Here is a 26,399-nt window from a genome sequence, read left to right on the forward strand (position 1 = left end):
GGCGGGCCGGGATTGCCGTTAAGATAAGGGATCGGCGGAATCAGTCGGCGATATAGCCGGCGCGATGGCTGACCCGATAACCGCCGCTTCGGACTTTGACCTCGACGGACCGGAACCGGCCGTCAGCCGTCAATTCCTTGGGCATGTAATACAGCAGGTAGTAGTTTTCCGAGGCCGTCAAAGCGTTCCGCATGAGCATCAGCGGGTTGGATGAGGCGTCGTAATAGCCGCCGGTGGCCTGAGCCATCTCGATGAAGGGGGCGTAGATATCCTCGGACTGCTCTTCCATGATCACTCCGGGAACGGATTCCATGGGACGGGAGTAGAACAGGAAGTGAACCGCTGTCGAGGCGGCGGCGAAGGCCTTCTTGACAAAATCCACGTCAAGGCTCGATTCCCGGCGGAAAAAATCAAACAGGCCGGCCACGGTCTGGAGAATGTCCGGGCGGTCCATGTAGAGACTGCTGTAGGTGTTGAGGATCTTGGGATCGATTTTGGGGATATACTCCCTTTGATAGAACAGGAACACCGCCTTCTGGCCGTCAAGTTCCCGAAGATGGGAGGCGAATTCCAACAGCTTCTTCTGGTCGACGGATCTCATCCGGTTGATGCGTTCCAGAACATCGGCGTATCTCTGAAGCAGCTCGTCCACCGTGACCGAGGGATCCACAGGCGAGGACGTTGCGGTCATTTCGACGATCCGGTTCGTGGGATTGGCGGGGTCCTGGGCGGCCAGCGACACCGCGGAGGCCATGGCCCGGGACAATCCGGTCAATTCCTTCAGGGTGTCGCGATAGAGGGAATTGCCCACCATGGCGTCCCTCCGGATCAGCCCGACAAGCTGGCTGATGACCCTGTCCGGCCCCAGAATTTCGAAGGTTTCGCTTTTCATCCGGTAGGTTTTCATGGGTGTGACGATGGCCAGGTTGTCTCCGGGAATGAGAACATTCCGGACGAGATGCTCCAAAGCGCCGCCGATTCTCGGATCGTAATCGCTCAATTCAAAGAAAAGATAGAAATGGCGCCCGGTGGCCGGATTGAATTTGGAACGCTCCTGGCTGCGCTCGACATGGGTCTTTTTCACCAGATAGACGGCCTCGATCTTTTGAGGCACGCCGTCCTCGAAGACTTCAAAATCGTCCAGGTTCAAGTCCTCGATAAAGACATCGCCCTTGAAAACCCTCACGGGGATCTCGATGTTGACCACCCGGCTCACATGGCGGATGTCCTGGGCGGCAAGTCCGAGGACCAAAAAAAGTCCCGAGGCAAAGACAAGACATCTCTTCATCGTTATTCCCTTGACTTATTTATTATACCATCCCCGAAAAAGCCCGGGGGCCGAATGATCACATTTTCCAGGTTCCCGAAACGATGAGATTCGTTCCGGTCACGGCCGCGGCTCTGTCCGACGCCAGGAAGGCCACGGCTTCGGCCACATCGGCCGGTTTTCCGACACCCATGGCTTTGAGCTTCGCCCCGGCGGGAAGAACACCGCCTTCAATAAGACCCGGAGAGACCATGTTGACGGTGATGCCGCGATCCGCCTCGGCCACGGCCGCCGTCCGGGTCAGAATGAGGAGAGACGACTTGGCCGCGGCGTAGGGCGCGATATTGGGAAAAGCGACGTTTTGCCCGACCCGGCTGAATCCCAGGTTGACGATGCGGCCCCATCGCCGCGATCTCATCCCCGGCAGCACGGCCCGGACCGCTCGGAAGGTCGAAAGGAGGTTGTCGTTGAAGGCCTTTTCCCAGTCGCCGTCTTCAAGCTCCGCCCAAGGTTTGAGGAAAAACGGCCCGACATTGTTGACAAGAATATCGATAGGGCCGAGGCGGGTTTCGACATCCGCAATCATCGCGGCGGCGGCCGGCGCTTGGGTGAAATCAGCCTTGAAGGTCTCCGCCTCCTTGCCGAGCTTTCGAACCTCGGCGGCCGTCGTCTCAGCATCCCGGGCGATGCTCCGGAAATGAATCGCGACGGCCGTGATTTCGGGTTCACCGGCCAGACGAAGGGCCACGGCTCGGCCGATTCCCCGGCCGGCTCCCGTCACAAGGGCGATGCGCGATTTCGACATCTCCGCGTTTACAACCTCCGCATTTTCGACTCCGGGCGGATCCCGGTTGATATTATACCGAAACATGCGGATCAGGGGAAATTTGACTTCCCCCCGCCACCCGGGATATAAGATAGCCTTGTTTTTTTGACTCCACATATCGAGGTGTCCATGGCCGCTCAGATGAAACGAATCCTTGTGACGGGAGCCGCCGGCCAGATCGGTTCCGAATTGACGGCGCTTCTGGCCGAAAAGCACGGTGCCGATCATGTCTTGGCCACGGATATCGCTCTTCCCGATCCGAAAAACACGGCCGGCATTCCTTTCGAACGTCTCGATGTCACGGACGGCGATGCCGTTGCGGCGCTTTTTCAAAAGCACCGCCCGGAAGGTGTTTATCATATGGCGGCCATCCTTTCCGCTTCCGGAGAAAAAACACCCGATAAAGCCTGGAAGGTCAATATCGACGGCCTCTACAATGTTCTCGAAGCGGCCCGACGGCTTGACGGCGTCCGCATGTTCTGTCCCAGTTCGATCGCCGTTTTCGGGCCGGCCACTCCCCGCGAGTCGACACCCCAGGACACCGTCCTCGATCCCCGGACGATCTACGGCGTCACCAAGGTGGCGGGAGAAATGCTCTGCGATTATTATGTCCGGAGATATGGATTGGATGTCCGCGGTTGCCGTTTCCCCGGCATCATCAGCCACAAAACTCTTCCCGGCGGCGGAACGACGGACTACGCCGTGGCCATTTTTTACGAAGCCGTCAAGACCGGCCGGTACGAATGCTTCCTGAAAGAAGACACGCGACTGCCCATGATGTACATGCCCGACTGTTTGAAATCCATCGTCGACTTGATGGAGGCGGACTTCGGGCGGCTCCGCCACCACGCGAATTTTAACGTGACGGCCATGAGTTTCTCGGCCGGCGAGCTGGCCGCGGAAATCAAAAAACATCGGCCCGACTTCGTCTGCACCTACGAGCCGGATTTCCGGCAGGACATCGCCGATTCCTGGCCCGCCTCGATCGACGATACGGCGGCCCGTGAGGAATGGGATTGGAGTCCGGATTACGACTTGGCCCGCATGACCGAGGACATGCTCGGCGCCCTCAACAAGCGCTAGTCTTTCCCTAAGCCAAGCAACGGAGATAATTGGGAAGGGCAAAGGCGGCCTTGTGGATTTCGGCGTTGTAATACTTGAGGCCGGAGGGAATGCGGAGGTCCCTCACGGCGAGCGGATCGACGGCGTCGGAAAGAAAGTGGTAGCACCACGTCCCCACGGGATATGTCGGGACGGAACCCAGATAGTAGCGGGAATATTTGAAGAGCCTTTTCAGGAAAAGGCTCTTTGCGGTCAGGGCGTCCAGGTGAAGAACAGGAGAACCGGCCTGGGCGGCAATGACACCCCCGGGGTTGAGAATTCTTTTGAGTCCGGCGTGGAAGCCTTCATCGTGAAGCACCGTCGAGGGGCCGACGGGATCCGAAGAATCCACAAGAACGGCATCGAAGCGGAGATCCGTATCCCGGACGAAAGCGTTTCCTTCGCCGATGACGAGTTCGGACCGGGGGTCCTTCAGCGCATTGTCGAGCCAGGGAAAAAATTCCCGGCAGGCCTCAATGACGCCGGAGTCGATTTCGACCAGGACGGCCTTTTCCACCGGGTGCTTGAGAACCTCGCCCAACGCGCCTCCGTCCCCTCCCCCGATAACCAGGACATTGCGGGGTGCCGGATGGGAGGAGCAAGCCGGATGGACCAGCATTTCGTGATAGTTGAATTCATCCATTTCCGTGGTCTGGACCAGCCCGTCAAGCAGAAGGACGCGCCCGAAGGCGTTATTATCGATGATTTCGATTTGTTGAAAAGCCGTCGTCTTTTCACAAAGAACACGGTCCGCCTTGAAAAAGATCCCGGATGACGGGGTCTGGTATTCCCGGGCTTCGGTTTTGTCGGCATTCAGTCCGCTATTTTTCATGGTGTTCTCCTGTTTTGCCGGCTGCGCCGGATCCGCCGTTTTTTTGCAATTCCACCGGGCCCTCCGCGGGGGCCATGGAGATTCCCGCGTAACCATATCCGATCGTGATCAGGGGAATGAGCAGGTTGAGAAAAGCATAGGGAAGATAGGCCAGGGGGCTGACGCCCAGTGTGGCATGCATGAATGCCCCGCAACTGTTCCAGGGAATAAGCGGAGAAGTCAGCGTCCCGGAGGACTCCAAAGCACGGGAGAGATTCTTTGGATGAAGTCCCATTTTGTCGTAGGCCTCTTTGTACATCCGGCCGGGAATGACGATAGCCAGATATTGATCGGAGGCGACGATATTCATGCCCAGAGAACTGAAAACCGTCGTGGCCACCAGACCCCCGGGCCGTTTGACCCTGCGGAGAAGTGCGGCCGCAACGGCGCCCAGCATCCCCGTCCTCTCCATGATTCCGCCGAAAGACAGAGCGCAGATGACAAGTCCGACCGTGGGCATCATGCTCTCCAGACCTCCCCGGGTGAGGAGATCATCAACCGCCGCAACCCCTGTGGCCGAGGGGAATCCCGTTTGGGCGGCATCGACGATTTCCCGCAACCCCCGGGACTGAAATGCCGCGGCGAAAATCGAACCGATCACGGTTCCCCCGAAGAGCGCGGGCAGGGGCTTGATCCTCAGAACGACCATGACGATGATCAGGAGAGGCGGGGCCAGAAGAACCGGATGGATGGTGAAGTTGTCTTGAAGCGTCCGCAGAATGAGGTCGATGCCTCCGCTTTCCAGATTGCCGGAGGAAAATTTCAAGCCCAGGATGACGTAGAGCACAAGCGCGATGAGATAGGCCGGAAGACCGGTGTAGACCATGTGCCGGATATGGGAAAAAACGTCGGTTCCCGAAACGGCCGGCGCCAGATTCGTGGTATCCGAAAGCGGCGACATTTTATCGCCGAAATACGCTCCGGAAACGATCGCTCCGGCGACCATGGGCAGCGGGATGCCCATCCCGCCGCCGACACCGATAAGGGCCACCCCGACCGTTCCGGCCGTGGACCAGGAAGATCCTGTGCCGAGGGCGACCACCGTACACGTGACAAAAGCGGCGGCCAGAAAGAGGCCCGGAGAAAGAAGATTGAGCCCGTAATAGATCATGGCCGGGACGATTCCACCCTGAATCCAGGTTCCGATCATGATCCCCACGACAAGCAGGATCAGAACAGCGGGCAGAGCCAGGGTGATGCCGCGGATCATGCCGTCTTCGACCGTCTGCCAAGGATGCCCCCGCGACATGGCAACGGCCGCGGCCACTGCTGAAGCGCAGACAAGAGGGATATGGGCCGGCAGCTTGAACATGATGATCGTGACCGCCAGGGCCGGGATGAGAAACAGGATGGGGATGAGGGCCGTCGCCAAGGGAACAGGTTCAGTCGGTCGTTTCATCTTCCAAATCCAAGTTTAGGATTGTAAGACGGAGACGGGAAAAAAGCAAAGGGAAGAATCAGAGCCTGTCGATTTTCACACCGGTGTAATACTTTTTGATGATATCCTTATAGGAGGCGCCGGACAGGGCCATACCGTAAGCGCCGACCTGGCAGAGACCGACGCCGTGTCCCCAGCCGCGACCCGAGAAAGTGAAATGTGTCACGCGTCCGTCGGCGTCGTATTCCCGGTCGATGACAAATAGGGTGTCCCGGAGGCCGAGCACGTACCGGACTCTGAGACCCCGGACCGTGAGATCCCCGCCCTTTCTCCGGACGGCGATTTCCACGGCCCGGCGGGACTTGCCGCGCTTGCGGACCACGACATCGAGAAGTTCGTCCGAGGATGGGTGAAACTGATTGATCAAGGCCTCGACTTCCCGGATCGATTTCCGGACCTGCCATCGATGATAGCGGGATGTCCGGTCGAGGACGTTCGATTGCACGGGGAAAACCACTTCGATGACGGGAGCACGACCTTCTTTCTCAAACCAGCGCAGAGTCTCTCCTCCCAGAAGAACAAGGTGTGAGGCCAGCGACCGGTCGCCGTCGAGATTCCGTATCAGAAAAGGCTGGGGAACGGCTGTCACCGTTATGTTTTCCGAACCCCGGGACATCTCGAAAATGCCCGTCTCCTTGTCCCGCCCGCGGAAAACGCCCTGCTGCCAGGGCTCCTTCAATGAAGCGATGATCCGCGAAAGGCTGAGAGCGAGATCGGCCCGGGTCACCGGTTTGTCGAGATCGCCTGTTTGCCTCAAAGAGGGAAAGAAACCGGCCTGGAGAAGATAGGCCAGAGCCGGCCGATCCTCGGCCGAAACGGATGGAGAATCGCGCAAAACGAAATTCACTTCGCCGGCAAGCATGAGCTTCTCCACCCGGTCCCGCCAACGAAACGAGCGAACGATCATCTTCGCCAGGTTTGCGAAGCTCAGAGGATCCGGACCCGGGTCATAAGCATCGCCGTTCATCCCCAGGGTTTTCAGGGCTCCGGAAATCCAGTCCGCGGCCTCCGTGGGAGGAATCTCTTCGGCAAAAAACGCGGCGCCTGAGGAGAAAGGAATGATTCCCCAAGCCGCAAGAAACGCGATATCGGGAGAAATGTTCCGCCCGCCCGCTTCGATGACCGCAGGTCCTTTCCAGCCTTCGACAAGCCATTCGGCCTGTTTTTCATATGTGCATTCCGTGCTTTTCAGGTAGGGTGAGGGGCTGCCGGAAAAGACATTCTCCACATCCTCGGTCATACCGCCGCAGGTGCTGGTGTAGAGGGCGTTGATGAGCTCGCCCCGGTGAAGAATCACTTCCCCGGCGGTCTCTTCGACGGCCCGGGTGCTCAGCGGGTGCTCCGCGCTCATTCCTCCGTAAAGCTGGGATCGGGGCGTATCGACCAGATCGTAGCCCAGATCCCGGTACTGGCCGAGGTTCTTCATGGCATAGGTCCGGGCGGCGACGGCTTGAGCCTTGAGGGCTTCAATTTTGCCGAATTGGTAGGGAGAGAGCTCCCCGGGAACCACCCCCTTGAGGTAATCCTCAAGATTTAACAGATTGACGAGGACAACGCCCTTCCTTGTCCCCCTAAGGATAAACAACCCTCTGTAGCTTCGTCCGTTATAGGACAGAAAGCTCTCGGGATGACTGGGAACGAAGTAAAGCACCGTTTCGGCGCTCAGGGGCTTGATTTCTCCGTCAAGGAGAATCCAGTTCGGCCGGGTTTCCCGCTCGCCGAGGATCTCCCGAATGATCCAGATGTCGGAAAAATCCTGCTTCTTGAGGGCGGTCAGGGCTTCGAGGGCTTCGCCGCGAGTCAGGAAATCCCCCACTTTCACCTGAAAGACTCCGCCGATATCGGCCTGCCGGTCTTCCTCGACATAGATCCTGGCCTTTGTCCGCATCTTGAGGTCTTCGGCCAGAAGATCCGCTTCCCGCCGCTCCTTGGCCTGGCCGGCGAGAAGAACATACTTTTCGGCAAGTTTGCCCCCGGCCCCCCGCACCCGGACCTCGTCGGCGTCCTCGGCGAGAAGGGTGTATCCGCCGTGAATTTCATAGATCGTCATGCCCGAGGAGGATCGGATCAGAATATCCTGAAGATTGTCTCCCAAGCCGATGCTGATCACCGGTTTGGGAATCAGGAACCCGTGAAAAAACTCGTTTTCCTGCCCGAATTCCGGTGGGCTTCCGGCCAGGAAAAAGATGGCCATAAACAAGATGATAAAGTACCGGATATGCCTGAAACTCATTGTTTGTTCTCGCTGACTAATTTTCTGATAATATTATAGGGAGAAAAGGGACTGTTGTCAAGTAAAAAATCAATATATGCTGCTAAGAACAAAGCCCCCCACAACCTGTTGTAGATAAAGTCATCGGATTTGACAGGCTGCGCGCGGATGATGTTACAATGCCTTGAGTGCCGGGCAAAGGAGAGACGGTCGTGAAAAAAACCCTTCCCATTCTTGCGGTGTTGATCTGCGGAATTTTGCCGCTGGCGGCGGATGTCTCCAGCCTCTCCCAGGTCTTTGCCCCCGGCAAAGGCATTTTGGATATGGACGGCGACGGCTTCGGAGAAAAAATCGCCCTCTCCATTATCATTCCCGACGAAGCCTCCCCCGTCGAGCTGGCCCTGGCCGCCGATATCGCCGCCCGGGCCAACCTGGAAAGCCTGGCTCTGGATTTCGATCTTGTCCGCAAAGAATCCGAAGCCGGCGGACGGCCGGGTCACGCCATTCCCATTCTCATCGGCTCCCGGTTGCGATGGGTTCAGGAAATCGCCCGGGACAACAGGATCGATCTCAAAAAACTGGGTCCGAACGAGGGGCGCGTTTTTCTCTTCACCCACGGCGGGCGCAGGGGGATCGCCTGTCTGGCCGGCTCGGAGGACGCGTTGTTGAAGACGGGCCGGGCTTTCTTTCTCCGCTGGCCGTATTTTTGGGAGATCTGGGGCCGGGAAACAGGCCCGACCTACATGAAACTGGAAAAGGACCTGGAAGAATTTCTGGCGGCGGAGAATATCCTCTTCCAGAGAACCATTCTTCGCGAAGCGGTCTATGACTTTCCGGGCCGGCCGCCGGAAGGATCGCCGCTCGACGTTTTATCCTTCGATTCCGGAGAAATCGCCCGGCTCGTTGTCGAAATCCACTTCCCGGACGAGGACGACCAGAAAAAAGCCTACAGAATGCTCGACATCCTGCAGAGCCAGCGTCTGAAGGGACAGAGAACCGAGCTCCTGTCTTATCCGGGATGCGCCCGTATCGACTTTGAGCTCCGTCACGGAAGAAAATCCCTGCACGTTTCCCTGCCCCGGATGGGAGCCGTGAAAAGACTTCTGACACCCGCCTTCCGCCAGCCGCCCCGGACGGCTTCCGAACGGGAATTCGATCTCAGGGACGTGTTCACCGTCAAGGGCGTTTATGCCGATGTCGAGAACGACGGCATTCCCGACGACCTGGTCGCATCCGTCATCATCCCCGCCTCCGTTCCCGTTTCCGGTTTGCCGGATTTGACGACGCGTCTCATGTTGTCGACGGCCGGGGCTTCTTTCCCGACCGTCATGCTGGATTCCGAAGTCAGGAGTCCGAAATCCCTGACCGCACCTCTTCTGGTTGGCGACACCGCCCTGACCCGTGATCTGGTCCGCCTGGGACGGCTCAGCATCCCCGTTCTCGAAAACGCTCAGGGATTCGTCCGGATCGTTCCTCGAGCCTTCGGGAAATCCCACGCCCTGGTCCTGACCGCAACCGACCGGTCGGCATTGAACAAACTTCTACGTTACATGGGAAGGACGTTTCCGCATCTCCAAAAATTCGAATCCGGACAACCGGCTCTGGAGAACGTCGCCCGGGATTTCGAATCGCTTCTCAAGGGGGAGAAGGGAGGCGCCGAAGCCTATTTTCTTCTTCAGGCCGAAAAACTGATCGAAGAATTAAAAAACAGAAATCTGGAATCGCTGGAATTGCGTCTGGTTCTCCCGGCGGCCAATCCCGATTTCGAATCGTTTCTCAAAGATCGCATGGAAAAAGACCTCCGGCCCGGCGCCTTCTCGTTCGAGAGCGCCTCCTTGCGGGACGGCAAAACCGTCTTCCGCAAAGACAAGGATTTCGTCTGGGAGGTGGACGACCTTCTCACCGCCGTCCGGGAAACGATCGAAGCTCTGGAAAGTGTCCCCGCCGATCTCAAGGTCAGCGCAGGCGTCAGCGAATCGCCGGCCGTCCGCCGGGAGGTCGAGGGCCGCATCGCGGATCTCCTGATCGAAAAGGGCGTACGGGATCCCCAGGTTGAGGTCCTTTCGGCCTACAAACCCGGGTTTTTCTGGCTGCACGAACGGATTCTGCCCCTGCTCAAAGACAAGCCGGTTCACCGGATTGTCATACGGGCGGCCGCTGTCAAGGAAGACCGCTCCCGGCCGAAAAGATTCTATTCCGAACCTTCGCGCTGGCTTCAGGAACTCTATCCCGTGGATGATATTCTGTCCCGTGACCTTGACGTTCCTCTGGATCGCATCGCGGTCGAAATCAAGGATGCCGCCGATCCGGTCTACGAAGTTTCGGTTTACGATTCCAGAAACGGTCTTATTCTTCAACAGAGTTTCCAGCCCAGGTTGCGGGAGATCCCGTATCTGAACATTCTGCCCGAGTGGGGATCGGCCACGGTCACGACGGGCTGGCTGACCGTTCGGAGCGGGAAAGACATCCTTCTGGACAGGTCTCTCCAAACCGACCTGGAGAAATTTTGGGACTTCTTCCAGGAAGAGGTCCTCCGACCCCTCAACGCCTTTATCCAGAAGAAAACAAAAAATGCTCCCACGTTTTCCAAGCAACCGTACTTCAAACGGCTCCTTGTCGAAGCCCGCTTCAGCGAGCCCGATTTCCGCCACGAACTCGACGAGGAAATCGTCAGCTCCCTCGAGGCCCTGCATGACGAGATCTACTTCGACACGCTGGATTTCCTGCGGGGCATCACCGGTTTCGATCCTGATGACGACGACCTTCCCCCGGACGCCTCGCGGTCATCCGCGCCGGGCAACGTCCTGCCCATGATTCATGCCTCACGGGAAGGCCGGCCCGGCTCGGTCTCCGTCGTTTTCGAGGATTGGGCCGCCCGGACTCCCGAACTCGAAGTCCGTTGGAAGGAGACAAACCGCGAGCCGGCCGCAAGAACGCTCGCCTTTCCCGCTCTCAAACCCATGAAGATGTCCGTCCCCGGCCTTCTTTACAGCGGCTGGCGGGACCAACTGGAGAGCCTGTTCGTCGAAATCGAGTTCGAACGCGAAAAAGAATACCGCGATCTCATCGATATCCTGGGATCGCTGAGGGAGCTTTCCGCAAAAAGCCTGGCGGCCGAAACCTTTGCGTATCCGGATTTGGCGTCGATCCGGGCCCGGATCCGCCACAAGGACCTGGAAAAGGAAGAGACGATTCCGGTCGTCGGAGTCGAGCCGGTCTCCGCCGCGCCGCATCCGCCGCCCGAACTCCAGGAAAGCCTGGTCCCGACGACGGAGATCATCGATCCCGAAACATGTCTGGAGATTGTCGAACGCCTCGGCCGGTTTCCCGTTCTGAAAACCCATATCGCCGGCCGATCGTTTGAAAAACGGGATATTCCCATTATCGAGATTTACACGCCCCTCGACCGCTATGTCTCCATTCCCCGACTGATCACTTTCAAGCCCACTCTTCATCTCACCGCCCGCCAGCACGCCAACGAGGTCGCCGCCACGAACTACAGCTTGAAATTCGCCGAACTCATCGCCAGGGACAAGGCTTACCGGGATACGGCCAAAAAAATCAACATCGTCATTCAACCGATGGAAAATCCGGACGGTGCGGCCCTGGTCCGTGAACTCCACAAGATCGCCCCCCTGCACAGCCTGCACGCCGGCCGTTACGGCGCCCTGGGCGTCGATATCGGCTACCAGGCGGGTTCGGCCGGCGACCTGCTGCCCGAGGCGCTGGTCCGGCCTCACATTTTCAGGACCTGGCTCCCCGATATCCACCTGAACCTTCACGGTTACCCCTCCCACGAATGGGTCCAGCCGTTTTCCAATTATTCGCCTTTTCTCTTCCGAGATTACTGGATTCCGAGGGGTTGGTTCGCCTATTACCGCATGCTGGCTCTGCCGATCTACGCTCCCTGGGAAAAGGCCGCCCGGGAACTCATGGGGTTCATCACCCGGGACATGTCGGCCGACGAGCGATTTTTGGAAACCAACCGGAGATTGACCGACCGGTATCGGCGCTGGGCCGAGCGCTGGCAGCCTCACATCGGTTATCTGGAGCTTTATGACGGATGGAATCTCTATGCCGAGCGCCGATCCTCCCAGGAAAACCGGATGACCTTCCGGAGTCGGATCACCTTTGTCGAACAGACCCCCGAAGTCATGGACGAAACCGCCGTGGGGCCCTGGCTGAACGCGATCTGCGAACAGGGCCTGATCTACCTTCGGGCCCATGTCCGCTATCTGTCCCAAGCCCGATATGCCTCCGCCCGCATCGAAGAAGAGGTCCGCGACCGCATCCGCATCTCCTTCCACCGGAGCCGGCCGCCCCTATCCGACGGGGAGAGGTGACCGTGCGGAAACTTTATCGTAGAATATCCGTAGTAAATCCTGAGATTTTCATCTGAAGGAGACTTATATGAAAAAGAGCTTTGTCTTCGTTCTGACCGTGTTGTTGACGGCCGCGATGATGCCCTCGTTCTCCCAGGCCCAGACAGCCCAGGATATCCTGGAAAAGATGATCGACGCCCAGGGCGGCCGTAAAAACCTGGAAAAGATCACCGACACGACCATGAGTGGAAGCCTGGAGATGATCCAGATGGGTTTTTCCGGATCCCTGACCATGTATCTCAAGGAGCCGGACAAGATGCGGATGGACATGGAGTTCATGGGCATGGTCATCACCCAGGCGTTCGATGGAGAGAAGGCCTGGATGATCAACCCCATGACGGGAGTCGCCGAGGAGCTTCCCGAAAGCCAGGCCGCGGACTTCAAGCGCCAGGCCATGGGCAATGACTCTCTGCTCAACCCGGAGAAACACGGAATCTCGTACACATTGAAAGACAAAGAACCCCTCGACGGCAAGGACTATTACGTCATCGAGCAAACCCTGGCGGACGGCCACTCTTCCATCCTTTACATCGACCCCGAGACTTTTCTCGTCCACAAGGCCAAGGCCAAGACCCAAAACCAGGTGGGAATGGAAGTCGAAGGCGAGACGCTGTTCTCCGATTACCGGAAAGTTGACGACACCATGGTCGCTTTCGCCATGACCATCATGCAGGACGGTTCCGAATTCCTGAAAATGAACATCTCCCAGGTGAGCTACAACAAGGGCCTCGACAACGATTTCTTCAAAATGAAATGACGGCGCGCACAAGACCTCGCCTTCAGATTCTTGGATGCGCGGTCCTCGTCGTTCTCCTGGCCGCCTGCGCCGTCAATCCGGTCTCCGGACGAAAGGAACTCAGCTTCTTTTCCGAGGCCCAGGAAATCGCTCTGGGCGAGCAGACCGACAGGGAAATCCGCAGTCAATTCGGCGTCTACGACGACCCCAAGCTCAACGCCTATTTCGCCTCGGTCGGCGCGGCCCTGGCGCCCTACACTCACAGGCCGCACCTGACCTATCATTTTGCCGTTCTCGACACCCCCGTCGTCAACGCCTTCGCCGTCCCCGGCGGTTATATCTACATCACCCGGGGCGCTCTGGCCATGATGATCTCGGAGGCCGAAATGGCCACGGTCCTCGGCCATGAACTGGGCCACGTCAACGCCCGCCACAGCATACGGAAACTGAGCGGGATGATCCTCGTTCAGGCCGGATTGGCCGTCGGCAGCGCCTTGAGCGAAACCTTCGCCAAGGTCGCGGGCGTGGCCGGGATCGGCGTTCAGCTCCTGTTTCTGAAATACAGCCGCGACGATGAGAGGGAAGCCGACGCCCTGGGCGTCGATTACGCACGGCGCGGCGGATACAATCCCGCCGAGATGGTCGGCTTTTTCGGTTCGCTCGAGAAGCTGGGCGACCTGTCCGGAAACCGCCACGCTTTGCCGGGATTTCTCTCCACGCATCCCCTGACCAAAGAACGGATCAAAAACGTCCAGGCCATGATCGAAGAGGACGACGCCCGCCTGCCCATCAATCAGGATGCCTACCTCCGCCGCATCGATAACATGATCTATGGAGAAGATCCCCGGCAGGGCTATGTCGAGAACGCCGTCTTCTATCACCCCGACCTCCGGTTCCAGGTTGCGATCCCCCAGGGATGGACCGTGCAGAACACCCCTTCGCGCGTGGCCATGGTTTCCAAGGATGAGAACGCCGCCCTTCTCCTGCAACTCGAAAAAACCGGGCTCGCCGTCGAGGAATACGCCGGGAAAAAAGCCGAGGAAATCGAGGGCCGAAAACTGATCCGGGAGGAGGGTCCTCGAAGCATCAGCGGTCTGACCTTCATCCACCGGACCTACGATGTGCCCCAGGGCGAACAGGAAGCTCTGCGTGTCCGCTTGTCCTTTGTCAGGAAAAAAGATTTCATTTACACATTTTCCGCACTGAGCTCGGTGTCGGGATTTCCCAAGTACGAAGGAACGTTCCAGAGTGCCGTGGCGTCATTCCGGGAGCTGACCGACCGGAGATACATCGACCGGCAGCCGATACGGATTCGCCTGGTGACGGCCGACGGGAAGACCCCGCTCAATGCCATTTTTGCCGCCGCCGGGATGCCTGAAGACGTCCGGCCGAAATTCGCCGTCGTCAACGCGTACGATCTCAAGGACACGCCGAAACGCGGCCAGATCATCAAAGTCGCCCGCTGACCCGGCTCTTTTAACGCACAGTCCCGGCAGACGAGGCCGTGCGCGAGTCGAGATTGCCGTACGCTTCGTCGGCTTCCGCTTTTCGGGCTCGGGTGAATCCCTTCACAAGACGTGTCCGAGCTCCGGCGAGTCTCGTCCACTCCGGTTCCGGGGTTGTACGCGAGTCGAGATTGCCGTTCCGGCGAGGAAGAGGCCCACGAAGGCGTAGTTGACCTACGTCGAGTGGGCTTCAACGAAGCCGGAATGGTGAGATCGGCACGCCCGAAGGGCTGAAATGCCATTATTATTAAGAGAAAAAAATGGCATTTCAGCGCACGGCCTCGGCGCCGGGGCTGTGCGCGGGTCGAGATTGCCTCAGCGATGAGGAGCGGACTTTGAAGGCGTAGTTAAGCTACGTCGAAAAGGCCGCGACGAAATCGATGCGGTGAGATCGGCACGCCCGAAGGGTTAAAACACCGGAAATAGGAAAGAATTAAAATCTCCGGTGTTTTAACGTACAGTCCCGGCTAGACTTCGGCTTCGTTGATGACTTGGTGCGCAAGCCGCAACGCCCGCAACCCCTCATACCCGCTGACTTTCTCGGTACGGCCCGATTTGATGCAGGCCAGGAAGTTCAGCAATTCCTTTTTGAGAGGCTCTTCCTTCTGAATCTTGAGCGTCTTGATATCCGTCTGTCGTCCGTCCAGCGGGAAAACCTTGACTTCCTGGTCGATGTAATCGATGGAATAATAGGACGTGGGTTCGAAGATCCTCAGCTTCCGGACCTTTCCCTGGTGAACCCGGCTGGCAGTCAGCGTGGCCACACATCCCGACCGAAACTCCAGGCGGGCGTTGGCAATGTCGGTTTTTTCCGAGAGGACATGAATGCCCGAGGACTTGATGGACACCACCTCATCGCCGATCAGCGCAAGGATAATATCCAGGTCGTGGATCATGAGATCCAGGACGACATCGATGTCGAGAGACCGGGCCGAAAAGGATCCCAAACGCTGAACTTCGATGAAGCGGGGATCCGAAATCATGTTTTCCACGGCTTCAACCGCGGGATTGAAACGTTCCAGGTGTCCGACCTGAAGGATCAGTTGGTTGGCCTCGGCCGCGGCGATGAGTTTTTCGCCCTGCTCAACCGTCTCGGTGATGGGTTTTTCCACCAAAACGTGTTTTCCGTTCTCCAACAGGCGCAACGTGACGGCAAAGTGGTCCGATGTATTCGTGGCCACGATGGCGGCATCGATATCGTCGATCATCTCCTCGTAGTTTTCGAAGTACTTGACACCGTGACGGTTTCCAATTTGCAGCGCTTTCTGAAAATCGATGTCGGCCACCGCGCGCAGTTCCGCGCCTTCCAGGTAAGATAAGATCCGGGCGTGCTGGGTTCCCAGGTAGCCGACGCCGACGATGCCGATTTTTATCTTGCTCAAAATGCCTCCGTATTCAGCGGGCGACAATCGCCAGGCCGGCCTCATCGGCCAGCCTCACGGCCTCCTCCCTGTCAAAAAAAGGAACCGTTTTCGCCTCGAAACAGAGAGCCGCACCGTGGACATCAATCAGAATCCGGACCGTTTCCAACCCGACTGCGGGAAGATCGATCCTGGGATCCTGACGCGTCCGTCCCACCTTGATCGCGACAATTCCCGGACCGGCCAGTTTTCCGGCTCTTTCCAGGGTTTTGTCGGTGCCTTCGAGGCCTTCAACGGCAATAACCATGCCCTGCCGGACGACAAGGGTCTGTCCGACATCGAGGTCGGACAGCGTCCTGGCCCGGGTCCAGCCGAACTCCATGTCCCGAAGAATCCGTGGAGACGGTGTCGCGGCCGTCAAGACACCGAGCCCGCAGAAATAGGGCTCAAGAAAAGGTCGCGGATCGATCACCCGGAATCCCTGCCGTGCCAGATATTCGATCAGGACCTGAAGGACGACCTCCGGCCCCCTCTCGGACCCCAGACTTTCGAATAGAGTTCGGGCCTCCCGATCCAAGGCCGCGGGATCGAGAAGGATTCCCGGATCCACTTTTCCGGCCAGCAGGATGTCCTTGATGTCCCGGTCCCTGAAGAACGACGTGATTTTTTCCAGATCGCCGGGACCGGCGGCCAGGAAAACGTCTTTGGATACAGGGAATTCCTTGGAAGTCGCTCCGGAGACCGAAACGACGGCGCAATCCAATCCGCGCTTGAGCGCTTCCTCGACGGCCCGGCCGGGGAATCGGCCCGAACCGGCGACTATTCCGATTCGGGATCCCATCGACCGCCGGCCTTTTTAATGATGCCTCTTCTCGAGGATCCGAGAAATGTCAGAAGTTCGTCCCGGTCCTCACCGGGGGGAAAATCCTTTGCGATGCGGTCGGCGGCCTGAGTCGTGTTCAAGTCGGAAAAGAAGAGGATTTTGATCATGTCGGAAAGCGCCCCGACCCGCTCTTTCGTAAACCCGCGTCTCCGGAGCCCGACGGCATTCAGCCCATAGATATGAGTGGGACGCATGCCGGCGACCCGGATAAAAGGCGGGACGTCCTGGGTCAGAACGGTGAAACCGCCGATGAAGGCGTATCTTCCGATCCGGCAGAACTGGTGGACTCCGGAGAAGGCGCCCATGACGGCGTAATCCCCCACCTCGACGTGTCCGCCCAGGGTCGCGGCATTGGTGAAGATGGTCTCGTTTCCGATCAGGCAGTCATGGGCGATATGGCTGTAGGCCATGAAATAGTTTCGATCGCCGATTCGCGTGACGCCGCCTCCCTTGACAGTGGCCCTGTGAACGGTGATGAATTCCTTGAAAACGTTGCCCGCGCCGATCTCCACCCGGGTGGGTTCATCTTTGTATCCGACGTCCTGGGGCGCCGTGCCGATGGAGGTGAAGGGGGCGAAGCGGCAATCGTCCCCGATCCGGGTGTGCCCGCAAATGGAAACATGGGCCTCGAGTTTGACATTCCGGCCCAATTCGACATCGGGCCCGACCACGCAGTAAGGACCGATGTCAACCCCGGACGCCAACCGGGCGCCGGATTGGACGACGGCCGCGGGATGGATGACAATGTCAGGATCACTCATCACGCGCCGCCGCATCCAGAAGCGCGGCCATAATGTCCCCTTCAACCGCCAGGTCGCCCTCGACCGTCGCCCGGCCCCGGATATGGCAGAAGTTGGCTCTCAATTTCACGATCTCCGCTTCGAGCCGAAGACAGTCTCCGGGAACGACCATGCGTTTGAACTTCATGTTGTCGATCTTGCTCAGGACGACGAACTTCTTTTCGGGTTCTTCAACGGAATGGTACAGCAGAACGCCTCCCGCCTGGGCGATGGCTTCGACCATCAAGACGCCGGGCATGACCTTCCGGGCCGGAAAATGGCCCTGAAAGAAGGGCTCGTTCACCGTGACGCCTTTCAGCGCGACGATGCTTTTGCCCGGTTCGAGGGACAGGATTCTGTCAACGAAAAGAAACGGATAACGGTGGGGAAGAAAACCCAGAATTCCCTCGATGCTGATCATGGTCCGGCGGTCAGCGTCCGGCCTTGGACGCGTCGTACCTGCGGATCACTTCGTCCGTCACATTGATGGCATCGCTGAAATAAACGGCGCCGCTCTTTTCCAGATCGAGAATAAGATCCATGCCCTTTTCCCTGCCCAACTGCTCGATGATGGGCAGAAGCTCATTCTGGAGCCGGGTGAAAAGCCGGACCTGAAGATCCTGCATCTCCCGGCTTCCGTCTTCGGCCATCCGGGTCCGGTCCGTTCTTTTCTTCTGGATATCGGCGCTGAGCTGCAGGGCCGCCTCTTCGGTGAGAGTCATTCTCTGGGTATTGAACCGCGTTTCGAGCTGGCGGATCTGGTCGTCGATCTTGGTGATGGAGTCTTCGAGCTTCTTGTTTCTCTCCATGAGCTGCGCAATGGCTTTTTTGCCTTCGGCCGATTTCTCGAGCACTTCATTGGAGTTGAGCACGCCGATTTTTGCCGTCTGGGCGAAGCCGTTGGCCAGGATCAGGCCGGTAAAAACGGCCAGGGCCAGAATTCGTGTCGCAGGTCGTTTCATTGTTTCCTCCTTGTTGTTTTCAGGTTGGTCAATCTGCGATTAAAACGTCGTTCCCACGGCGAACCGGAAAGCGAAATTCGATTCGTCGCGGAGGATTTTCGGGCTATTATACGAGAAAATCAGGCGGAAGGGAACTCTCAGCGCCGGGACGAAGATCCGGGCTTCGAGGCCCGTCGATGTGTACATATTTCTCAAGTTGAACGTCCTGTCATTGGAAAGAGCGACGCCTCTGTCATGGAAAAATATCGCATAGAGCGGTCCCCCGGCCGGAATGATATATTCCGCATTGAGAACCAGCGATTTTTCGCCGCCGATCACGGTTCCCCGTTCACTTCTCGGTCCGATCGTGTAGATCTCGTATCCCCGGACCGATCGTTCCCCTCCCAGATAGAATTTCTCCCAGAAGGGGATCTCCGATCCCCGGATGGATCGGACGAACTGGTATTCGGCGTGCACCCCGATGACGTGATTGGAGATGAACGGCTGGAAGCGGGTGAATTCCAGGCGCGGTTTGATCAGGCTGATTTCCCCTCCGAGAAAGGAACCCGAGAATTTCAATGAGGCCGAATACATGGTCCCGCGCGACGGCGTCAGAGGACTGTCGATGGTCGATCGGAAAATCATGGGCATCAGGGAGCTGACCTTGTATTTTCCGAGACCGAACATCTGTTGATAAACCGGATCGAACATGGGAGCACCGGATTCTCCGGAATCGAACATCGAGCCTTGAGATCCCGGCAGGGTGATATTGATATCCTGGTAACTGTAGGTCAGATTCGTCCGCCAGTAACCGAAAATCCTCGCCCCCACGGTCACATCGACGCCTTTGCTGTCCTGGTTGTACAACCCCGGCAGAAACATCTTGCGGCTGAAGATATTGAAACCCGCCGTGATCGGATTGTCGAACAGGTAGGGTTCGGTGAAGCCGAAGCTGTAATTGCGGATCCTTTTGCCGTGCTGGAGAGTCAGATCGAGAGTTTCCCCGGCTCCGAGAAAGTTCACCGTCGAGTAGCTCAAAGCGACGAACGTACCCTCATAGCCGCTGTAACCGGCCGTGAATTGAATGTTGTTCCTCTGCAGTTCCTTGACATTGACGGTGACGTCGATTTGGGTCGGATCTTCGGGATTCGGCTGGATATCGGGATCCCTCTCCAGATCCACAAGCCCAAGCTGCTTGATCCGCAGGATGCTGTCCTTGAACATGGCCAGACTGAAACGATCTCCCTCCCGGATGAGCATCTCCCGCCGGATGACCTTGTCCTTGGTATACTGGTTGCCGCGGAATTCCAGCCTGTTGAGATAGGCGACCTCGCCCTCGTAGACATTGAAGGTGATGTTGACGATTTTTTTCCGGGGGTCAAGGCTTTCGACGGGAATGATGTTGGCATAAAGATACCCGAAATCGCGGTAGATCTCTCCCATTTTTTCAATGGCGGTTTCCCGGACCTTGGTGCTGTAGATGTCACCCGTATCGAACTTGGCCAGGCTGCGGAGATAACCCGTCAACAGGGCTTTATTGCCGTCCACCTTGACCTCGCCGACCCGATAGAGATATCCGGCTTCAACGGGGATAATGATGCGCATCATCTTCTGCCGGCGGAAAAGCACCGTCCGTCTTTCGATCTCCTCGAAACGAGGTTCCCCGACAATGGCCTCCATGTAACCGTGTTCCTGGAGCCTCTTCCGGATCAAAGCCAGATCGCTTTCCACCCGGCCTTCCTTGAAGACGTCCTTGGCGGCGATCCATGAGTAAAAGCTGTGAACCTTGTTTTCCTTCATGGCCTCCCGGAGATAGCTTCCGGGGATTTTCGTCCGGCCTTCGAAGACGACCTCGCCGACCCTCATTCTCGGCCCCTCGTCGATCTTGAAGTTGATTTCGACCTCGTTATTGCCTCTCCGGGCGGTCTCGATATCGACCGTTGCGGCGGGGAGTCCTTTCTCCTGAAGCAGATCCTGAATCGTCTGGCGGATTCTCTGGACCCGATGTTGGCTGAAGTAGGAGTACGGCAGAAGGTATTCGTCCTTTTCCTTGAGTTTATTGACGATATCGTCCTCTTTGACTTTCCGGCCCGTTTTGTACGACACGGTCCGGATCACCGGATTCTCCTCGACAACAATCCGAACGATCTTGCCCTTCTCGCCGTCCTCCTCCTCGATCCGGATGTCGGAGAAAAATCCCGTGCTCCACAGAACCCGGAAATCCCGGCGCAGAAGATTCGGGTTGAACGGGTCGCCCTCTTTCATGGAAATGTAGTAAAGGATGGTTTCCCGTGTGACCCGGGTGTTTCCTTCCACATCGATTCTTTCAACCGATTCCTGAGCGGACACCCACAGGGGAAAAAGGATAAACACGGCGGCGAAAAGTACTCTTCTCATGTTCACATCCTTATACCATATCGGTTTTCTTTTTTCAAAAGGACCGATCGGAACGGTCGAAAACGCCTCTTCCCTTATAACGCCTTCAGACCGCGGATCGTTTCAGGCGTCCTTCCTCAAGGACATAGACGCTGTGGCAGGATCGGGCGATTCTCTCGTTATGGGTGACGATGATCGACGACAGCCCCTTGCCGGCATGAAGATCGAGGACCAGTCTCAGGACATTTTCTCCGGTTTTCCAATCCAGATTTCCGGTCGGCTCGTCGGCCAGAAGAATCCGCGGAGCATTGACCAGGGCGCGGGCGACGGCCACCCGCTGCTGTTCTCCTCCCGAAAGCTGGGCCGGCCGGCAGGGAAACTTGCTCTCCAGAGCAACTTCCCGCAGGAGTTCTTTTGCGGTATCCAGAGCCTTTTTTTTCGGGACACCCCGAATCATGAGCGGGATGGCGACGTTTTCCAGGGCGGTGAACTCGGGAAGGAGATGAAAGAACTGAAAAACAAAACCGATTTTCCGGTTCCGGGCCGCGGCGATGTCCCGATCGGTTCCGGAAAAAATGTCTTCTCCCTCCAGGTAAACCAGGCCGCGGGAAGGCCGATCCAGGGCGCCGAGGAGATTGAGAAGGGTGGTTTTGCCCGCGCCCGACGCTCCCATCACCGCGGCCAATTCGCCTTTTTTCAGGGTGAAATCGACATCCTCGAAAACCCGAAGGCTTCCCCCGCCGGGCATGGGATAGTGTTTCCCCAATTTTTCCGTTCTCAGAATGTCACTCATATTTCAACGCCGTCACAGGATCCACCCGGGAGGCCCGGCCGGCCGGGAACAGGGTGGACAAGAGGCTGATGCCCACCGTCACGCCGACGATGAGGGCCAAATCCGGGCCGCGGAGTTTGAAGGGAACGAATGAAATCTGGTAGATGTCGACGGGAATCCGGATGAGTTCGAACGTGTTGGCCGCCCAGCACCAGGCCAGCCCCAACAGAACGCCGGCCGTGGTGCCGAGAGAGCCGATCATGGCGCCCTGAAGGAAAAAAATCTTCCGGATATCGGCCGCGGTGGCCCCCATGGCCATGAGAATGCCGATGTCCCGGGTTTTCTCCATGACCATCAGAATCAATGTCGCGATGATGTTCAACGCCGCGACGATGACGATGAGGGTGATGGTCAGGAATAAAATCGTTTTTTCGAGTTTCAGGGCCGAAAAGAGGGAGCGGTTGAGCTCCATCCAGGTTGTGATATAGATCGTCGGAGGAAGGACCTCCCGCAGCGCCTCTCCGATCCGGTCCGCCCTGAAAATATCGTCGATCCGGACATGGAGGTAGCTGACCTTGTCATCGAGTTCGAGAAGACTTTGAGCCGTCTCCAGCGAAGCCAGAACCGTCGAGGCATCGAATTCATAGAGGCCGGCGTTGAACAGACCCGAAACCCGGTACCGTTTCAGCTTCGGGATCGGCCCGATGGGAGAGATGCGCGAACGGGCCGGCATGACGGTGACGATGTCCCCCACCCCGGCGCCCAGCCGGAAGGCGACCTCCCTGCCGAGCAGGATTTCCTCGGGAGTCCCGGACTCGGGAAGGCGGCCCATATCCAGACGTCTCAGCCAGGGAGCATCGGCCATTTCCGCCTCGAAATCGATGCCCTTGAACAAGACGCCTGACGTCTGCGCGGGCCCTGTGATCAAGACCGTGCTGTAGGCCACGGGAGAGACGGATACGACTCCCGGAACCCGCCCGGCCTTGTCCATAATGGTGCGATGATCCGCAATCCCCTCCCCCATCAGGTCGGAGATCATCAGGTGGGACGTCGTGCCCAGGATCTTATCCTGGACATCCTGCTGAAATCCGGTGATCAGGGCGATGGCGATGATGAGGGCCATGACCCCGATGGCGATGCCCAGCATGGAAATGAAGGTGATGACGGAGATAAAGGCCTGTTTCCGCCTGGCCGTCAGATAGCGCCGGGCGATGAAAAAGGAATAATGGGACATGACGCCTCTCAGCGGGGCCTCAACAACGGAAACAAAATGACTTCCCGGATGGACGGTTTTCCGGAAAACAGCATGACCAGCCGGTCGATGCCGATACCCTCGCCTCCCGTGGGAGGCAGGCCGTATTCCAGAGCTTCAACATAATCGAGATCGACGCTGTGGGATTCTTCATCGCCCCTCCGCCGGGCTTCGGCCTGCTCTTCAAAGAGGCGTTTTTGCTCGGCCGGATCGGTCAGCTCCGAGAAGGCATTGGCGACCTCCATGCCGGCGATCATGAGTTCGAAACGCTCGGCCGTATCGGGATTCTCCCGGGAGGCCTTGGCCAGGGGAGAAATCTCCCGAGGCGGGTGAGTGATGAAGGTCGGCTGAACGAGGCCGGGCTTGACGCGCTTGTCGAAAATGACGTCGAGAGCCTTGCCGTAGGTCAATCCGGCCGTATCAGGTGTCAGAGCCGCGGCTGTTTGGATGACAGCGGCCCGGTCCCGGAGCTTTTCCGGGGATAAACCGGAATGGGCGGCCAGGGCATCCATGAAGGACAGGCGCCGGAAGGGGCGGCGCAGCGAAACAGTGCAATTTCCATAAGGAAGCTCATCGGAACCCCGAACCGACAGGGCCAAGTCCGTCAAGAGTTCTTCGGTCAGATTCATCATGTCGTCGTAGTCGCTGTAGGCTTGGTAGAACTCGAGCATCGTGAATTCGGGGTTGTGTTCCGAGGAGATTCCCTCGTTCCTGAAATTCCGGTTGATCTCGTAGACCCTGTCGAAGCCGCCGACGACGAGCCTCTTGAGATACAATTCGGGAGCGACCCGAAGATAGAGATCCAGATCGAGGGCATTGTGATGCGTTTGAAACGGCCGGGCCAGGGCGCCGCCGGCCAGGACGTGCATCATGGGCGTTTCGACTTCCATGTAGCCTCGGTCGTCGAAAAACTTTCGAATCCGGGAGACGAGCGCGCTGCGCAGGCGGAAAATTTCGCCGACCTCGGGGTTCATGAGGATGTCCAGATACCTTTTCCGATAGCGAATCTCGACGTCCTGCAGACCGTGCCACTTTTCCGGAAGCGGGTGCAGACACTTCCCCAAAAAAACCAGCTTCTCGCAGAGAACCGTCAGTTCCCCGGTCCGGGTTTTGAACACCGGACCTTCGATACAGACCAGATCTCCGATGTCCAGGAGGGAAAACATCTCATAGGCTTCTTTTCCCGCGGTATCCTCGCGGAGATAGGCCTGGAGCCGGGAACGGCTGTCCGAGATGTGAAAAAACGTCGCCCGGCCCATTTTTCTGACGGTCATGATGCGGCCCGGAACGGCGACGCGGGTCTTCTCCCGGTCCAGGATATCGGGCTCCCGTTGCGAAAACTCCCGGACGATCTCGTCCACCGTATGGGTGATCTCCGCTTTATGAGGGAAAAGCGGGATGCCGCGTTCGGCGAGTTTGGCCAATTTTTCCCGCCGGGCCTGTTCCTGGTCCGTCAGGCCGGCCTCGCCGGGCGTTGCCGGGTTTTCCGGATTATCCTTTTTCTGAGTCATCGCTCTCATCCTTTTTTTTCCGCACGGCATCCAGGACGCCGTTGACAAAAACCGCGGCCTGGTCGCCGCTGTACTTCCGGGCGATTTCGATGGCTTCGTTGATGACGATGGCCGGGACAAGATCCGGTGCGGTCAGCAATTCGCAGACGGCAATGCGGAGAATGTTCCGGTCGACGACGGCCATCCGGGACAGCCGCCAGTTGTCCGATGCTTCCTGAAGAAATCCGTCCAAGTCGGATCTGTTTTCAAGAACCGTCCGGACAAGCCATTCGGCATACTCCCGGATGGGCTGGGAAGGCGGATCGTCCCGTTCCCAGAACATCCGCAGAACCTCATCGGCGCCGCCGGTCTCGAATTCCATCTGGAACAGGATCTGTAAGGCATACTCCCTGGCCCGCCTGCGTCTTCCCATCTTAAGGTCTTCCGAACCCGATTCAGTCCAGTCCGGCTTTCTTGAGCAGCGTCAGGGTTTCGACCAGGGCGAGCGCGGCATCATGGCCCTTGTTGCCCGCTTTCGTTCCGGCCCTCTCAATTCCCTGCTCGATGGTGTCCACGGTCAGAATGCCGTAGGCGACGGGAATGCCGGTGTCCAGCGAGATCTGGGCCAGGCCCTTGGTGACCTCGGCGCTGATGTAGTCGAAATGCGGCGTATCTCCACGGATCAAAGCGCCCAGGCAGATGACCCCGTCCACAGGTTTGTCATTCTTGTCTTTCCGAGACACGATTTTCTTGACGACAACAGGAACCTCGAAGGATCCCGGAACCTTGTAGACGGCAAGATTCCCGTCGTCCGCGCCCATTTTGCGAAGAGCGTCCAGGGCGCCCTCAAGAAGCCGGTCGGACAAAAACGCATTGAAACGGCTGAGCACGACGGCGATGTTCAAACCGCCGGCCTGAAGAGTCCCTTCATAGATCTTCATGCGGGTTCCTCCCCCCAATGTCCGCGGACTGAGCCGCGAGCTTCGATCGGTTTTTCATAAATGCGGTAGATCTTGTATTGCCGGGCGCCGAGGGACAGACAGAATCGATTGACCGCGTCGTTGTCTTCGAGCATCCAGGACATCTCTCCCCAGTCGGCACCCCTGTCCCAGGACGCCTGATAGAGTTCGTCAAACAGCAGGTAACTCAGACCCGTGTTCCGGAAGGCTTCCGTCACCCCGAAAACGGGCGCCCGGACGCATTTGATCTTTTTCCGGCCCAGCAACAGCTTGAAAATGCCGAAAGGAAAAAGCCGGCCGTTCATCCGGATGAGAATTTCATTGTAGTTCGGCAGGCCGAAAGCGAATCCGACGGGCTGCCCCTCATATTCCGCGAAAATGACGAGGTTGGGGTCGGCAAGCTTTTTCAAGCCGGCGGCCATGTGTTTCATTTCATTTTCGGTCCAGGGCACAAACCCCCAGTTTTTCGACCAGGCTTCGTTGTAAATCACGGCAATGCGGCGCGCTTCCTCCTGAATATCGCCGAGATTGATTTTACGCAGGGCGAATTTGTTCTCGGACCGGATCTTATCGACGAGGCCTCGAACCCGGGGCTCGACGCCGTCCTCTTTTTTCATGGCATAAGCGAAAAGATTCTTGATCTTGGCCAGGCCGCAGGATTCCAGAAGGTCCGCATAATACCGGGGATTGTAGGGCATCATGATGACGGGGGGTGAGTCGAATCCGTCGATCAGAAGGCCGCATTCATCGTTGAGGGACAGGTTCACGGGTCCCCGGAGGCGTTCCATGCCTCGCGTCGCCGCCCAGTCCGCGGCCGCATTCACAAGAGCGCGGGCCGCCTCGGGATCGTCCAGGCATTCAAACAGTCCGAAAAACCCGGTTTTTTCCTTCTGGTAGGCGTTGTGGTTGTCATCGATCACGGCGGCGATCCGCCCGATCGTCGTCCCGCCGCGACGGCAGAGAAAAAGATCCATTTCGGCATGCTCGAAAAACGGATGGCGGTTCCGGTCGAGCTTTTCCTTCATCTCCATCAACAACGGGGGCACCCAGTTCGGATCTTCCCGGTAGACGGTTTTCGGGAACTTGAGAAATTCCCGAAATTCGGACCGCGTCGCAACCCGGATGACTTGGATGTCGCTCACTCTGTCACCTTCCTGATTTCGAAGTGGGCTTATTGTAGCAGAACTCCTTCCGATTTGCACGGGGACGCCTTGAGGCCGGACGCCGTTTGTGTTAAGTAGTAGGAAT

The 26,399-nt window shown here is 57.9% G+C and carries 21 protein-coding genes; 4 read left to right on the forward strand and 17 right to left on the reverse strand.

All coding sequences use genetic code 11. The features are described 5' to 3' along the window. Nucleotides 1–40: 40 nt before the first annotated feature. Nucleotides 41–1,288: a hypothetical protein gene (locus tag SCM96_12425; GenBank protein MDW7761423.1), complete on the reverse strand. Its 1,248-nt coding sequence runs from the start codon at nt 1,286–1,288 to the stop codon at nt 41–43. A gap of 58 nt (nt 1,289–1,346) precedes the next feature. Continuing rightward, entirely contained in the window at nt 1,347–2,072 is a 726-nt protein-coding gene (locus tag SCM96_12430; GenBank protein MDW7761424.1) for an SDR family oxidoreductase, read from the reverse strand. Nucleotides 2,073–2,234: 162 nt separating this feature from the next. Here SCM96_12430 and SCM96_12435 point away from each other — a divergent pair, with 162 nt between their 5' ends. Next, nucleotides 2,235–3,176, forward strand: coding sequence for an NAD-dependent epimerase/dehydratase family protein (locus SCM96_12435; protein ID MDW7761425.1), 942 nt, complete (start codon nt 2,235–2,237; stop codon nt 3,174–3,176). 7 nt (nt 3,177–3,183) lie between these two features. On the opposite strand, the gene speE is transcribed toward SCM96_12435, so the two are convergent. The 3 genes from speE to SCM96_12450 are packed head-to-tail and all read right to left on the reverse strand — an operon-like array spanning nt 3,184 to nt 7,736. Then, nucleotides 3,184–4,026, reverse strand: coding sequence for a polyamine aminopropyltransferase (speE, locus tag SCM96_12440; protein ID MDW7761426.1), 843 nt, complete (start codon nt 4,024–4,026; stop codon nt 3,184–3,186). Further along, nucleotides 4,016–5,464 (reverse strand): Na+/H+ antiporter NhaC, encoded by a 1,449-nt coding sequence (nhaC, locus tag SCM96_12445; protein ID MDW7761427.1) that lies wholly within the window; start codon nt 5,462–5,464, stop codon nt 4,016–4,018. Before nhaC ends, speE begins: the two co-directional genes overlap by 11 nt. A gap of 58 nt (nt 5,465–5,522) precedes the next feature. Further along, nucleotides 5,523–7,736, reverse strand: coding sequence for a SpoIID/LytB domain-containing protein (locus SCM96_12450; protein ID MDW7761428.1), 2,214 nt, complete (start codon nt 7,734–7,736; stop codon nt 5,523–5,525). 191 nt (nt 7,737–7,927) lie between these two features. Here SCM96_12450 and SCM96_12455 point away from each other — a divergent pair, with 191 nt between their 5' ends. From SCM96_12455 to SCM96_12465, 3 genes are all read left to right on the forward strand, one after another. Beyond that, nucleotides 7,928–12,058, forward strand: a complete 4,131-nt coding sequence (locus SCM96_12455) for a M14 family metallopeptidase (GenBank protein ID MDW7761429.1) — start codon at nt 7,928–7,930, stop codon at nt 12,056–12,058. A 67-nt stretch (nt 12,059–12,125) separates the two neighbouring features. Further along, the gene (locus SCM96_12460; GenBank protein MDW7761430.1) at nt 12,126–12,854 is read left to right on the forward strand and encodes an outer membrane lipoprotein-sorting protein; all 729 of its coding nucleotides are present in this window, start codon (nt 12,126–12,128) and stop codon (nt 12,852–12,854) included. Next, entirely contained in the window at nt 12,851–14,299 is a 1,449-nt protein-coding gene (locus SCM96_12465; GenBank protein MDW7761431.1) for a M48 family metalloprotease, read from the forward strand. The genes SCM96_12460 and SCM96_12465 overlap by 4 nt, the downstream gene beginning before the upstream one ends. 506 nt (nt 14,300–14,805) lie before the next feature. Here the strand turns inward: SCM96_12465 and SCM96_12470 are convergent. From SCM96_12470 to SCM96_12525, 12 genes are all read right to left on the reverse strand, one after another. Next, nucleotides 14,806–15,720: a Gfo/Idh/MocA family oxidoreductase gene (locus SCM96_12470; protein MDW7761432.1), complete on the reverse strand. Its 915-nt coding sequence runs from the start codon at nt 15,718–15,720 to the stop codon at nt 14,806–14,808. 13 nt (nt 15,721–15,733) lie between these two features. Beyond that, nucleotides 15,734–16,540 carry a UDP-2,3-diacylglucosamine diphosphatase LpxI gene (gene lpxI, locus SCM96_12475; protein ID MDW7761433.1) on the reverse strand — a complete coding sequence of 269 codons (807 nt, stop codon included), beginning with the start codon at nt 16,538–16,540 and terminating at the stop codon, nt 15,734–15,736. Further along, nucleotides 16,519–17,343, reverse strand: coding sequence for an acyl-ACP--UDP-N-acetylglucosamine O-acyltransferase (gene lpxA, locus SCM96_12480; protein MDW7761434.1), 825 nt, complete (start codon nt 17,341–17,343; stop codon nt 16,519–16,521). Before lpxA ends, lpxI begins: the two co-directional genes overlap by 22 nt. Beyond that, the gene (fabZ, locus tag SCM96_12485; GenBank protein MDW7761435.1) at nt 17,336–17,782 is read right to left on the reverse strand and encodes a 3-hydroxyacyl-ACP dehydratase FabZ; all 447 of its coding nucleotides are present in this window, start codon (nt 17,780–17,782) and stop codon (nt 17,336–17,338) included. Before fabZ ends, lpxA begins: the two co-directional genes overlap by 8 nt. Nucleotides 17,783–17,792: 10 nt before the next feature. Continuing rightward, nucleotides 17,793–18,323 (reverse strand): OmpH family outer membrane protein, encoded by a 531-nt coding sequence (locus tag SCM96_12490; GenBank protein ID MDW7761436.1) that lies wholly within the window; start codon nt 18,321–18,323, stop codon nt 17,793–17,795. A gap of 39 nt (nt 18,324–18,362) precedes the next feature. Then, nucleotides 18,363–20,699: an outer membrane protein assembly factor BamA gene (gene bamA, locus SCM96_12495; GenBank protein MDW7761437.1), complete on the reverse strand. Its 2,337-nt coding sequence runs from the start codon at nt 20,697–20,699 to the stop codon at nt 18,363–18,365. 85 nt (nt 20,700–20,784) lie between these two features. Then, nucleotides 20,785–21,471, reverse strand: a complete 687-nt coding sequence (locus SCM96_12500; protein MDW7761438.1) for an ABC transporter ATP-binding protein — start codon at nt 21,469–21,471, stop codon at nt 20,785–20,787. After that, nucleotides 21,464–22,684: an ABC transporter permease gene (locus SCM96_12505; GenBank protein MDW7761439.1), complete on the reverse strand. Its 1,221-nt coding sequence runs from the start codon at nt 22,682–22,684 to the stop codon at nt 21,464–21,466. The genes SCM96_12500 and SCM96_12505 overlap by 8 nt, the downstream gene beginning before the upstream one ends. 8 nt (nt 22,685–22,692) lie before the next feature. Further along, nucleotides 22,693–24,213: a lysine--tRNA ligase gene (gene lysS, locus SCM96_12510; GenBank protein MDW7761440.1), complete on the reverse strand. Its 1,521-nt coding sequence runs from the start codon at nt 24,211–24,213 to the stop codon at nt 22,693–22,695. Then, nucleotides 24,194–24,625, reverse strand: coding sequence for a transcription antitermination factor NusB (gene nusB, locus SCM96_12515; GenBank protein MDW7761441.1), 432 nt, complete (start codon nt 24,623–24,625; stop codon nt 24,194–24,196). The genes lysS and nusB overlap by 20 nt, the downstream gene beginning before the upstream one ends. A 22-nt stretch (nt 24,626–24,647) precedes the next feature. Continuing rightward, the gene (gene ribH / locus SCM96_12520; protein ID MDW7761442.1) at nt 24,648–25,133 is read right to left on the reverse strand and encodes a 6,7-dimethyl-8-ribityllumazine synthase; all 486 of its coding nucleotides are present in this window, start codon (nt 25,131–25,133) and stop codon (nt 24,648–24,650) included. After that, nucleotides 25,130–26,293: a hypothetical protein gene (locus tag SCM96_12525; GenBank protein ID MDW7761443.1), complete on the reverse strand. Its 1,164-nt coding sequence runs from the start codon at nt 26,291–26,293 to the stop codon at nt 25,130–25,132. Before SCM96_12525 ends, ribH begins: the two co-directional genes overlap by 4 nt. Between the last annotated feature and the right edge of the window lie 106 nt (nt 26,294–26,399).

It is taken from the genome of Acidobacteriota bacterium (genome assembly GCA_033549365.1).
Lineage (GTDB): Bacteria > Acidobacteriota > Aminicenantia > Aminicenantales > Saccharicenantaceae > JAWSUF01.